Origin of the sequence: Vibrio sp. Isolate30 (assembly GCF_022397975.1) — a bacterium.
In the GTDB taxonomy this organism is placed as follows: Bacteria; Pseudomonadota; Gammaproteobacteria; order Enterobacterales; family Vibrionaceae; genus Vibrio; species Vibrio fortis.
Genome location: NZ_JAKEUS010000011.1, coordinates 102,666 through 114,704 on the forward strand (window position 1 = coordinate 102,666; position 12,039 = coordinate 114,704).

At 46.5% G+C, this 12,039-nt stretch carries 9 protein-coding genes; 7 read left to right on the top strand and 2 right to left on the bottom strand.

The features are described from left to right. The first annotated feature begins 78 nt into the window (after window positions 1-78). The 7 genes from L1D60_RS20195 to L1D60_RS20225 all read left to right on the top strand — a co-directional run bounded on the left by L1D60_RS20195 (window position 79) and on the right by L1D60_RS20225 (window position 7,813). Window positions 79-2,208 carry a TonB-dependent siderophore receptor gene (locus L1D60_RS20195; protein ID WP_239842665.1) on the top strand — a complete coding sequence of 710 codons (2,130 nt, stop codon included), beginning with the start codon at window positions 79-81 and terminating at the stop codon, window positions 2,206-2,208. A gap of 87 nt (window positions 2,209-2,295) precedes the next feature. Then, complete coding sequence (locus L1D60_RS20200) at window positions 2,296-3,237, top strand: Fe(3+) dicitrate ABC transporter substrate-binding protein (protein WP_239842666.1); 942 nt, start codon at window positions 2,296-2,298, stop codon at window positions 3,235-3,237. Beyond that, window positions 3,234-4,268: an iron chelate uptake ABC transporter family permease subunit gene (locus L1D60_RS20205; RefSeq protein ID WP_239842667.1), complete on the top strand. Its 1,035-nt coding sequence runs from the start codon at window positions 3,234-3,236 to the stop codon at window positions 4,266-4,268. The genes L1D60_RS20200 and L1D60_RS20205 overlap by 4 nt, the downstream gene beginning before the upstream one ends. After that, window positions 4,268-5,239 (top strand): iron chelate uptake ABC transporter family permease subunit, encoded by a 972-nt coding sequence (locus L1D60_RS20210; protein ID WP_239842668.1) that lies wholly within the window; start codon window positions 4,268-4,270, stop codon window positions 5,237-5,239. Before L1D60_RS20205 ends, L1D60_RS20210 begins: the two co-directional genes overlap by 1 nt. A 2-nt stretch (window positions 5,240-5,241) precedes the next feature. After that, a complete protein-coding gene (gene fecE / locus L1D60_RS20215) occupies window positions 5,242-6,006 on the top strand; it encodes a Fe(3+) dicitrate ABC transporter ATP-binding protein FecE (RefSeq protein ID WP_239842669.1) in 765 nt (254 codons plus the stop codon). 170 nt (window positions 6,007-6,176) lie between these two features. Then, the gene (locus tag L1D60_RS20220; protein WP_239842670.1) at window positions 6,177-6,719 is read left to right on the top strand and encodes a hydrolase; all 543 of its coding nucleotides are present in this window, start codon (window positions 6,177-6,179) and stop codon (window positions 6,717-6,719) included. Between the two features lie 107 nt (window positions 6,720-6,826). After that, window positions 6,827-7,813 carry a zinc-dependent alcohol dehydrogenase family protein gene (locus L1D60_RS20225; protein ID WP_239842702.1) on the top strand — a complete coding sequence of 329 codons (987 nt, stop codon included), beginning with the start codon at window positions 6,827-6,829 and terminating at the stop codon, window positions 7,811-7,813. Window positions 7,814-7,914: 101 nt separating this feature from the next. On the opposite strand, the gene L1D60_RS20230 is transcribed toward L1D60_RS20225, so the two are convergent. Both L1D60_RS20230 and L1D60_RS20235 read right to left on the bottom strand, forming a co-directional pair. Further along, window positions 7,915-11,007: a beta-galactosidase gene (locus L1D60_RS20230; RefSeq protein ID WP_239842671.1), complete on the bottom strand. Its 3,093-nt coding sequence runs from the start codon at window positions 11,005-11,007 to the stop codon at window positions 7,915-7,917. A 103-nt stretch (window positions 11,008-11,110) separates the two neighbouring features. Continuing rightward, on the bottom strand, window positions 11,111-11,986 hold the full coding sequence (locus L1D60_RS20235; RefSeq protein WP_239842672.1) for a MalM family protein: 876 nt from the start codon (window positions 11,984-11,986) through the stop codon (window positions 11,111-11,113). Between the last annotated feature and the right edge of the window lie 53 nt (window positions 11,987-12,039).

A 12,039-nucleotide genomic window follows, 5' to 3' on the forward strand; every position in this document is an offset into this window, starting at 1 on the left:
ACTTAGCCCGAAAGGTTGAAGGACACATCTAATCGATGACACTGCCTTTGGCCTTAACCTGCCTTTTAGGAGATTTTCATGTCTTACCAGAATTTGGATGGTAACCCCTGTACTCAATCGCATCAGAAGTTGCGTCTCAGTACTCTTGCTATAGCTATCGCTTCAGTGACTTCCATAAACGCATTTGCCACGTCAGATCCTCAAACTACGACCATGGAAACGGTTGTCGTTACTGGTAGCTGGATAGGTAACTCAGAGCTCGAGGATGTGAAAGAGTATCCAGGGGCTCGTACCGTTTTGACTAATGAACAGATTAAAAAAACCGGCGCGCTTTCTATTGATTCTGCGTTTCAAAGTGTACCGGGTATTAAAGTTCAAGATGAAACTGGCACTGGTGTTTTACCTAACATCTCAGTACGTGGCTTGAAAGCGAGCCGAAGTGGTCATGCTCAGTTTCTAATGGATGGTGTACCACTGACTCTTGCGCCTTATGGCCATACTGGACAGTCGATCTTCCCAGCGACGCTGTCGATGCTTGATCGTATTGATATAGTGCGCGGTGGCGCGGCGGTTCAGTACGGACCAAATAACGTCGGTGGTGTGATCAACTTAGTGACGAAACCTATTCCCCACCAATGGCAAACGGAAATCAGTAACAGGTTGACTGTTTTTGAAGATGGTGATGCTCCGTTAAATGATCTCTATTTACGCACAGGCGGTTGGCTTACTGACACACTGGCCCTTCAAGTGGAAGGTAACTTCCTAACAGGAGAAAGCTTTCGAGAGCACTCCGACACGGATGTCAAAAACTTCCAAGCTAAGTTGCAGTGGTTACTCAGCGATACTCAAGAGTTACAAGCTTTCGTTCAACGCTACGACGCCGATACTCAAATGCCGGGTGCCTTATCGCCAGAAGATTACAAGAATGATCGCACTCAATCGAAGCGACCATACGATGAGTACCAAGGTGAATCAACACGTTGGAGCCTAAATTACTTACATGACCTGAACATTGCGGATAGCGCGGAACTCGAGATACTGACATTTGGTCACCGCTCAGAGCGTTTCTTCCAGTGGGGCTTTAATAGTGCTGGTGGCCACTGGGCTGATCCGTCATTGCCATCGACCCATATTCGCACATCACCACGAGAATTTGCTGTCTATGGTGTTGAGCCTAAATTGGCGATCTATTTTGATGGTAACTCCGTGACTCAAAACTTGATTGTTGGGGCGCGCTACGTTAACGAAGATATCGATTACAAGCTTACACAAACACCGATTGCAGGTGGGGCAACCACAACCCCACGTGATTGGCATTTGGACACTGACGCTTTTGCTGGCTATATCAGTAATGAAATAGGTTTGTTTAATGATGATCTAAAGGTCACACCTGGGATTCGATATGAATCAATAGATATGGCATTTAATGATTTAGGTAACGCTGAAAGCACGGACAACAAAGTTACAGAGTGGCTGCCAGGCCTAACGGTGGCTTACCATCTTACTGAGCAGTGGGTGGGTTACACCAACGCACAAAAATCTCTACGTGCACCGCAAATTGCTTACATTCGCGGTAAAGGTGAAGAGGGCAGTGAGCTTGCATGGAACTACGAGTTAGGTGCGCGTTACAACCTTGATTCAACCAGCTTCAATGTTGCGCTTTACCGAATCGATTTTGAAGATCAGCTTCAATGGCAAAGCGCGAGCCAAACTTTCGACAATATTGGTAAAACACTTCACCAAGGTGTTGAATTTTCTGGCCGTTATACTCCTGAGTCACTCCAAGCTCTTAGTTTAGGTGCTGGCTATAACTACCTAGACGCAACGATTGAAGAAGAGGGTGCAAACAAGGGTAATCAACTGCCTTATACCTCCAAACATCAATTTAGCTGGGACGCGACTTACGCGTTTAGCAAGTTAGATACCACTCTGTCTGGTTACTACTTCAGTGAGTCATACTCTGATAATGCGAACACCAGCGCCGAAGATGCTACTGGTGCGACGGGCAAAGTGCCAGCCTACATGGTATGGAACTTCAACCTAGGTTCTGATCTGTACAAGGACGAGAGCAGCAAACTGCGCATGAACTTTGCGGTCAACAACTTGTTTGATGAGGACTATTACTTCCGAGGTATTGATACGAGTCCTGTTGGTCGCTATCCGGCGCCAGGGCGCTCTTATACTTTGGATCTTAATTACCAGTTCTAATTCGTAATTTATTGAAAATTATAACGAATAAAAGTCGCCAATACTCTTGGCGACTTTCACGGTTTTAGCGTTAGAGGATAATTTAATATGGGAAACGACTTTCAACGAGTTTCGACGAACACACTTCGCGTAATGAAGAGATTATGGATTAGCGTCACTGTATTGGCGATGTGCTTAATCTCATTCTCTAGTTGGGCGAAAACAAGAGTCATCCTAGATGAGCAAGGTCAGTTCGAGATAAGTACTGCGCCGCAACGCATCGTTGTTCTAGAGTTCTCATTTGTAGATGCGTTAGCAGCGGTAGGCGTTTCTCCCGTAGGTGTCGCCGATGATAATGACTCAACACGTGTGATTTCAGCGGTGCGAGAATTGGTTGAACCTTGGCAGTCGGTTGGTATGCGATCTCAACCTAGCCTCGAAGCCATTGCTGTTCTTAAGCCCGATTTGATCATCGCAGATGCAGAGCGTCACCGTACTGTTTATCAAGACTTACAACGAATTGCGCCGACTTTATTATTAAAAAGCCGAGGTGAAACATATCAAGAAAACCTAGAATCAGCGCTCAAGATTGGTGTCGCTCTTGATAAGCAATCAGCCATGGAGCAACGAATTCAAAAGCATCAACAAACTATGCTCGATTTCAAAAGCCACTTCTCTTTAAAGCAAACCGTCCAGTTTGCTGTCGTATCAGATAAAGGAATGTGGCTTCATAGCCCAGCATCATATGCCGGAGGAGTACTGACAACATTAGGGATAGCGAGCCCGATTGAGGAGTTGAATGAAAAGGCGTACTTACCAACCAGTTTTGAGTTATTGTTAAAAACCAATCCGGACTGGCTATTATTAGGCGCTTATTCTCATCCTAATGTGGTCAACGACTGGCAGAAAAATCCGTTATTTAACCTATTGACCTCAGCAAAAAATAAGCAAGTTGTTGAAGTTTCACCGGCACTTTGGTCATTGAATCGAGGCATGTTAGCGGCTGAGCAGATGGCGAAAAATCTAGAGCAGATTTTGGAACGTTCATGAGACCGATGTTGATCTCACGAGGCAAGCGAAGCTTGCCATTATTGCCGTGGCGAGTCGCTGCATTTACGTCGTTAGTATTGTGTTTGATGCTATCTGGTTATGCGGCGTCTATGCTGGGATGGTCCAACTTTTCTCTGAATTTTAATGACTTAGTTGACTATTGGCTTGTGTTTGACTCGAGCAATATGACTCATCAAATTTTGGCGACGCTAAGAGCGCCAAGGGCCTATGCAGGGTTATTGATTGGCGCGAGCCTAGCGGTTGCGGGTTTACTGATGCAGGGCTTAACCAGAAACCCACTCGCATCTCCCTCGATTCTTGGTATTAATGCTGGAGCTGCCTGTTTTATGGCTTTAGCTGCGATAGGCGTGCCTGTTGTTAGTGAACTGAATCCAATTCTTAATGCTGTTATCGGAGCCTCGTTAAGCGGTGGTGCTGTGATGCTCCTCGGCGGCTTTTTTTCTGCACGCTCTCACCCATTGCGCTTGGTATTAGCGGGCATCGCCATTACGGCATTATTGATTGGGTTGACTCGTGCAGCATTGATTCTTGCAGACGATATGGCTTATAGCGTGCTGCATTGGCTTACAGGATCATTATCTACCGTGGATGATGAGCAATGGCAAATGCTGTGGCCACCTTTAGGGATGGGGCTAGGGTTGGCTATGAGCCTAGCTCGCAATCTCAATTTGCTGGCGCTTGGTGAAGAGGTCGCTATAGGGCTAGGCAGTAATATTCGTCTTACGCGATTCATTTGTGGCGTGACAATTGTTTTGCTGGCGGGTGCTAGTGTTGCTATCGCAGGACCGATTGGCTTTGTCGGATTGTTAGTGCCTCATTTAGTTCGCCCTATGATTGGGCATAATTATCATGTGTTGATTCCCGTTTCCGCGATGGCAGGGGCAGCGTTGGTTTCTTGGTCAGATGCGTTATCAAGAGCAATTGCTTTCCCAACAGAAACGCCCGTTGGTGTCATTACCGCTTTACTAGGGACACCATGTTTTATTCTCATTGCGACGAGGAAGTCTTAATGCATCATAATGCTAAGGTATGGTTGTTACTTGGGCTACTCATGTTGATGGCCTTTTCTGGCCTGTTTGTTGGGGCGGCATCACTCTCGATTTCTCAAGTGATGGAACATTTGATGGCTTTTTCTAGTGATGATTTTGTAATCCAACAGTATCGGTTGCCACGCATGCTGCTCGCCATCGGTGTTGGTGCTGGGTTAGGGCTTTCAGGCGTGTTAGTACAAGGGGTGATACGGAACCCTCTGGCGTCTCCTGACCTAATGGGAATTAGTGCTGGAGCAGGCCTCGCTGCAACTGCGAGTTTGGTTTGGTTTCCAAATGCACCAGTGAGTTTACTCCCTATATTTGCGATGTTTGGTGGCGTTTTTTCGGCTGGGTTGATTGCCGTGTTGGCATGGTGGTCTAAACCAACACCGGCCAAACTGGCTCTGATCGGTATCGCCGTGAGTGCGTTTCTTGCCAGTTGCATTGACTTCTTGCTCGTCACCAACCCTATCGAGATCAATACTGCCATGGTGTGGCTAACAGGTAGTCTTTGGAGCAGGAACTGGCAGCAAGTGCCATTTATTTGGGGTGCGTTGGTTCTACTAGTGCCAATAGCACTATGGCTTGCTTGGCGATTAGACGTGTTGGGGCTTGGTCAGGAGAGTGCGACTACACTGGGTATCAAGCCAAAACAGATTCAGGTTCTCGCTCTGTTGGCCGCTGTGTTAATCGCGAGTGTCAGCGTGTCAGTAGCCGGTACAATCAGTTTCGTTGGGCTATTGGCGCCGCACTTAGCGCGTTTGCTTTTCGGGCATAATCATAAGTTACTAATCCCTGCATCTGCTTTGCTGGGGGCCATTTTAGTGACCTGTGCTGATGCGCTTGCTCGAGGTTTGAACCCTCCTATCGAACTGCCTGCTGGCGTGCTTACATCAGTGATTGGTGCACCTTATTTCATTTTCCTTCTTTATCGTTATCGAGGTTGGTAACCATGCTACAAACGCAGAACCTATCCGTCGCGTACGGCAAACAAACGATCATCCCAAACCTCTCGGTTTCTATCCCAAAAGGGAAAATTACCGCGTTAATTGGTCCTAATGGATGTGGTAAATCCACTTTGTTAAAAACCTTAGTAAGAATCAATAAACCTATGTCAGGGGAGGTGCTGTTTGAAGGTAAACCATTATCAAGCTATGGCGATAAAGCACTTGCGCGTTCTTTGTCGCTTCTGCCACAAATCCTAGTTAGTCCTGAAGGTATTACCGTCAGAAAACTGGTCGAATATGGTCGTTCACCTTATGTATCTCATTGGGGAAAGTTAGGAATAGACGACCAAACTATTGTGGAACAAGCGATGCTTGATACAGGCGTTCTTGAATATGCTGATAAGCCGGTTGAATCGTTATCTGGTGGTCAAAGACAGAGAGCCTGGATCGCGATGGTAATAGCACAAGATACAGACATCGTAATGCTTGATGAGCCAACCACGTATTTAGACATGTCGCATCAGGTAGAACTAATGAATTTGATGCAACAAATGAATGCCAAAGGTAAAACTGTGGTTGTGGTGCTGCACGACCTTAATCAAGCGTGCCGTTATTGTGATCATTTAGTTGTGTTGGAGAAGGGCTGTGTTGTGGCTGAAGGTTCGCCTGACGAGGTGATGACAGAGACGTTGCTTGATGGTGTTTTTGACTTGAATGCAAAAGTATTCCGCGATCCGATTTCAAATACACCGATGTGTGTAGCGATTTAGGTATTTGTTCTGAGTCGCTGAATCTTGAGTGCGCTGTTTTGATCAAAATTCAATTCGCGTGAGCACGTAGCAACTTTATACGTTTTCTGAACCGCTTGTTCTGAGCTTCTGATACATTCTAATGACTTAGTTAACAGAGTCAGATGAACTAATGCTCATAGGAAGTGAAAATGCTATCAAAAAACACCACAGGGTTGATTGTCGTTGACGTGCAAGGAAAGCTTGCGAGTTTGATGCATGAAAGCGACGCTAATATTGAGAATACGACAAAGCTGGTGAAAGGCGCTAAAGCACTTAATTTGCCTATTGTATGGTTAGAGCAAAACCCAGATCGTTTGGGGTCTACCGTTGAGCCGATTCGTGAAGTATTGGCAAAAGATCATTTAGCCATCGCTAAATACACCTTTGATGGCTGTAAAGAATCGACGTTTAAACTGGCGGTGGAAAACACCAAAGTCGATACATGGCTAATCTGTGGGATTGAAGCGCACATCTGTGTCTATCAAACCGCGTTATCGCTGCGTAAGATGGGCTATCGAGTCGAGTTGGTGACGGATTGTACGTCTTCAAGAACAGCGGCCAATAAAGCTCTCGCAATGGCGAAACTCACCGCAAATGGCGTTGGACTTACGGGTGTTGAAATGTGTCTGTACGAAATGATTGAAGACTGTCGAGCGCCCGAGTTTAAAGAAGTTTTAGCACTGATTAAATAGTGTTAGGTTACTTAACTCGTACTCAAAATGAGTAATGGGTGATAGTAGGTTTTACTTCCTTTAGTGAGAAAAGCTACCCTCGTCAATCTGTATTTATTCTTTAAATTATATCTATGTCACTACTCAATTGTCGTATCAATCAACACCAATTTGGTGATCCTAAAGAATCTTTAAAATATGAATCTGTTTCATTAGAGGTATTAGGGCAGGGCAAAGTTCGAGTCGAAGTTGAAGCGACCAATATTAACCCAAGTGACTTACTGTCAATTTATGGGGTAGGGCAATATAAGAATAATCATGTACCTCCTAGAGTACCGGGCTTTGAAGCGGTTGGTAGAGTCAGACAATCTCACAGTTCTGAGTTCCTAGAGGGTGATCGTGTTGTGGTCGCAACGAGTGGTACTTGGCAGCGATATATTGATGTGGAACCAAACAACCTTTTTCACGTTCCAGAACATCTAGAAGCGGGATTTGCCAGCCAACTTTACATTAACTCCCTAACGGCATGGGTGTTGACGCATGAGGTTGCTGCATTAACCAATGATGATTGTCTAATTATCAATGCAGGAAACTCAGCAATCGGTAAGATTTTCGCTCAGTTGTCTCAATCGTTGGTCTTTACATTGATCGTTGTGACGTCTAGTCCAGATCGGTACCGGTACAAGACCCCTTATGTTGTTCACACTAACGAAGATTTTGTTGAGCAGATTCGAAGGCTGGGTGCTCCGTTACCTAACGTTGCGTTTGATGCAATCGGTGGTACAGCAGGAGAAAAGTTACTTAATACCTTGAAAGATGCTGGGCGATTCATAAATTATGGCACGCTCTCATTAGAGCTGTATCAGCCGTCTTTTTTTCAAAGTGCAAAAAGAGCGAATGTAGAATTCAGAACGTTTTTTCTTCGATACTGGGAAGACGGTGTTGGTAGTCAAGTAAGGCGAAACGCGTTTGAAAGCATGTTAAAGCACTTTCTTTCCAATGACATTGCGTTAGATGTCGATCGCAGTATGTGCTTTAGTGATTATTTACAAGCTATAGAGCTTATTGAGTCCAATAAGCCACTAGAAGGCAAGATCATTTTAATTCCTTCCTAGCCTCTTCAGTACTTGTTGTACAGGGTTACTTAGATAAAAAAATCCCCAAGCCGGAACTTGGGGATTGAGCTACATTGGCGTGTGTTTATGTCATCACTCGATTACTGAGCGGGTTTAAACGTCACTTTGTAAGCGTATTGATTGTCCGTTAACTGGAATTCCTTGTGAACACTTGGGCTCCAAGAGTCATCACCGCCCACGCCCATGTGTTTATGGTCTAGGCGCACGTAAACCTTCTCTTCTGCGACCAAATCGTTGGTGTGCTTCGCTGCTGCTAAGTGTTGCTGAGAGTACTGACTCACACTGAACTGGAAGTCACCCGAGATTTCTAACTCATTCACCTTCAACCATTTCGTACCACAGCGCAGACCGCTGTCGGTTGGGAAAATGTATGGCGTGTGCATCTGCTCGAGTGTTTGTGTGTGCTGGCCGAAGCGCGCTGCTGCCAAACGGTCAGGGTAGTTTTCAAATGGACCTAAGCCTTGCCATGTGATCGGAGCGTTTTGCTCGTTCAATGGCAGTTCAAATTCCAAACCGATACGTGGCATTGGTGGTAAATCATCAGCCAGCTTCACGTCGACAGCCAATGCCATCTCACCGTTGTTGCTCAGGGTGTGCGTCCAAGTCGTGATCGCCTGTACTTCACCATTAAAGTGGTAAGCGAACGTCGAAGTCACTTTCACCGCATGTGCCAGAGTCTCACTGTGGCAAGCCACGCATTGACGTTCCCATTGGCCGATACCCGCCATGTCCCAACGACACATCCAAGCGTTTGGATCGACGTTGTCGATTTCGCTTACACCGATGTCGTTATCCAGTGGCGCACGGAAGAAGTTATCTTGTGGTGCCGCAAGCATTTGTGCTTCACCATCGACACACCAATCGGTCATCAAGCCAGTTTGGCTATCCCAACGCCATTGATGTTTTTCATCCAAGCTAGACACCAAAACGGTGTTGTCTTGCTGCGTTAGCATTGGCGCTGGTTGCGTTTCCAATGTTGGCAGAGCAAGGCCTGCTGTATTGCGTAGTGACATTTGCTCAGAAGCGACGACGTGTTCTGCGTCTGCCCAAGGTGTTGTAGCAATCAGTGTAATGTCGGTATTTAAGTGATATTGCGCTTCCGCTTTTGGCGTGAAGTTAAGGGCAATCTCAATATGTGCTTGGCTGTCCGCTTTTACGTTAAGCGCCAATGAACCGGTTTGGATAACTTTGCCATCTTCCAACAGAGACCAGTTCAATTGCTCATTATCGGTCGCACGGAATAAGTTCTCGTTAGTCACCAACAGTGTGCAAGCTTCTTTGGTTTGTTCTTGCAGTGATAAGGTGATCATGCGTTGGCAGTATTTTGCTTCTTCCAACGTTGGGTGAACCGTGCGATCTGGGAAGATCAAACCATTGATGCAGAACTGACGGTCATTGATTTCATCACCAAAGTCGCCGCCGTAAGCCCAGAAGTGTTGGCCGTTTTCATCCCATTGGCTCAAGCCTTGATCGACCCAATCCCAAATAAAGCCACCTTGTAGGCGAGGGTAATCGCGGAACGCATTCCAGTAGTCATTAAAGCTACCCAGACTGTTGCCCATCGCGTGTGCGTATTCACACAAGATCAAAGGACGAGTTTCGTTTGGTAGTGATACCCATTTCTTGATTGCCCATTTAGGCACGGCTTCGTCTTCGATGACCGTGTTCACACGCGCGTACATTGGCGCAATGATGTCGGTTGCCGTGGTGTTTGAACCGCCGCCTTCGTATTGCACTGGGCGAGACGGGTCGTAGTTTTTAGACCAAGCGTACATCGCATTGTGGTTGCTGCCGTGACCGGATTCGTTACCTAAAGACCAGATGATGATCGAAGGGTGGTTCTTATCGCGCATCACCATCTGGGTGTAGCGACTCATGTAAGCGTGCGCCCATTGTGGATCGCTCGATAGGCGGTTCATTGGCTGCATGCCATGGGTTTCGATGTTCGCTTCATCGCACACGTACAAGCCGTATTGATCACACAGTTCGTACCAACGAGGGTGGTTCGGGTAGTGCGCTGTGCGTACCGCGTTGAAGTTGTATTGTTTCATCAAGCAGATGTCGCGGATCATGTCTTCTTCCGTCATCACATGACCAAGCTCTGGGTGATGTTCGTGACGGTTCACGCCGCGGATCAACAAAGGCTTACCGTTTAGCTTCAATTGGCCATCGGTGATTTCGACTTTACGGAAGCCCACAGGGTACGCTTCGCTTTCTAAGTGCGTGCCATTTTCATCCAACAGTGAAACAACTAAGCGGTAAAGGTTCGGTGTTTCCGCTGTCCATTTCTTTGGCTCGCGTACGTGCAACGTTTGGAATACCACGTCATCCCACGTGCCACGTTCGTCAATGCGACGGTTGTGCGGACGGTCGATGCGTGGCTCTGTCACGGCTTGTTCGCCATCAAACAGCTGCACTTGAACTTGGTAGGTGTCAGGTGCAGAAATCGAAGTCACAATCGACAGTGAACCATCGCGGTAACACGCGTCTAAATCCGGTGTGATGAACACATCTTCAATGCAGTGTTGTGGTTTAGACAGCAAAGTCACGTCGCGGAAGATACCACTTAGCCACCACATATCTTGGTCTTCTAGGTAGCTGCCATCACTCCAACGAATCACCATGACGGCAAGGCTGTTGTCTCCTGCAACAAGGTAAGGCGTTAGATCGAATTCAGAAGGCAGGCGGCTATCTTGGCTGTAGCCAACCCAAGTGCCGTTACACCAAAGGTGGAAAGCCGAGTTCACGCCATCAAAGATAATGCGTTGCGTATTGGCTAAATCTTCCTCAGAAAGTGACACGGTAGTGCGGTAGCAACCTGTTGGGTTATCACTTGGCACAAACGGCGGGTTTACTTCGAATGGGTATTTCACGTTGGCGTAGATAGGCTTATCGTAACCTTGCATTTGCCAGTTTGAAGGGACAGTGATCTCACCCCAGTCTTTATCATTGAATTGAGGCTCGATGAACTTGCCGTCAACTTGCTCTGGTGCGTCAAACAGTTTGAATTTCCATTGTCCGTTCAGCGATTGGCGCTGGGCATTCACATTGTCACGAGCATCTTCTTCATCACGAAAGCTTGCAAGTGGGCTGTGTGCCTTGAGGTTGTTGATATTGACCGATTGTGGATTCTCCCAATCACGTCTTTGAATAATATCTGAGAATGCTGTCATGATGTTCCTACTTAAATTTCTTTGTTACTAATCTGTTTTTGCAATCATTTCGCAGTGCAATAAAGTGAATGGCGTTGCGAACGAGTCGGAGAGCGATGAATCGTTATTTCGCTAGCTGCTCTACGAGATAATCTTTGGCTTGGGTATAGCCTTGTTTTGATGCTTGGTTGGCTAGCGCAGCGGCTTGCTGTACGTTATCGTTTTCGAGTGCTTTATCGATTTGAGATTGAAATACTTCCCACTCATCCAGCGCTTCTGGAGAGGAGGCTGGTGTAATGTGTGAATTCGGTTTTTGCTTAGTGTGTGTACCTAGCTCAGTCAATAACGTGAGAACTGCGTTGTTGTCTGATGCGCTGGTGGTCACCTCGACGACCCCAAAGGCTTGGTAATCCGCCACTAAAGGGAGTTGTTTATTGCCAATGATGTTCTGAGACTCTGCATACACCTGTTCTGGGTGCTGTCGTGCGAGTTTTTGTCCAAACATTGAAGAGTCGGAAGCGAGAACTATGTATTGAGCACCGTTTAGCTGTGGGTTGATGGTGATTACTTTCTCGATGCGTTCTAAACCGCGCATGCCAGTAGGGTGGTAATCGAAATCCTGTGCTGAATATCGAGAAATAAGCTGCCAGTTTTTGTCATAAACTAAGACGTTCGCTGCAAATAGTGCGTTGTTGTCGACATAAGAGCGTACAAGAAGTGAAAGTGGGTTCTCTGACGTTATTTCATAGCCGACAACAGGAAGCGCTTGGTGTGACGCAGAGCTTGATGAAAGTAGGACCGCGTCACTTAAAATAGGCAGTTCAGCATCTACAATAACTTGCTGGTGGAATGGCGTAGACAGCGTCGTTAGCGGGAGAGTCTCTAAGGTTGAACAGCATGGTTGCTTGCTCAAATCTGTATTGAAAGTCTGCTCAGGTAATCCACTGCATGCGCTCAAAGACAATGCCATAAAAAGAGTAGCTAGCGGTTTTAGTTTCATCTGCTTGTGTCCTATGAGGGGTGAACGCTTTGCTCACCCCGTTGGGTCAAAAA

What these genes read in the sequence shown, in the direction of transcription:
- L1D60_RS20195 (WP_239842665.1), top strand. Translation starts at nt 79, where the DNA reads ATGTCTTACCAGAATTTGGATGGTAACCCCTGTACTCAATCGCATCAG.
- L1D60_RS20200 (WP_239842666.1), top strand. Translation starts at nt 2,296, where the DNA reads ATGGGAAACGACTTTCAACGAGTTTCGACGAACACACTTCGCGTAATG.
- L1D60_RS20205 (WP_239842667.1), top strand. Translation starts at nt 3,234, where the DNA reads ATGAGACCGATGTTGATCTCACGAGGCAAGCGAAGCTTGCCATTATTG.
- L1D60_RS20210 (WP_239842668.1), top strand. Translation starts at nt 4,268, where the DNA reads ATGCATCATAATGCTAAGGTATGGTTGTTACTTGGGCTACTCATGTTG.
- fecE (WP_239842669.1), top strand. Translation starts at nt 5,242, where the DNA reads ATGCTACAAACGCAGAACCTATCCGTCGCGTACGGCAAACAAACGATC.
- L1D60_RS20220 (WP_239842670.1), top strand. Translation starts at nt 6,177, where the DNA reads ATGCTATCAAAAAACACCACAGGGTTGATTGTCGTTGACGTGCAAGGA.
- L1D60_RS20230 (WP_239842671.1), bottom strand. Translation starts at nt 11,007, where the DNA reads ATGACAGCATTCTCAGATATTATTCAAAGACGTGATTGGGAGAATCCA.
- L1D60_RS20235 (WP_239842672.1), bottom strand. Translation starts at nt 11,986, where the DNA reads ATGAAACTAAAACCGCTAGCTACTCTTTTTATGGCATTGTCTTTGAGC.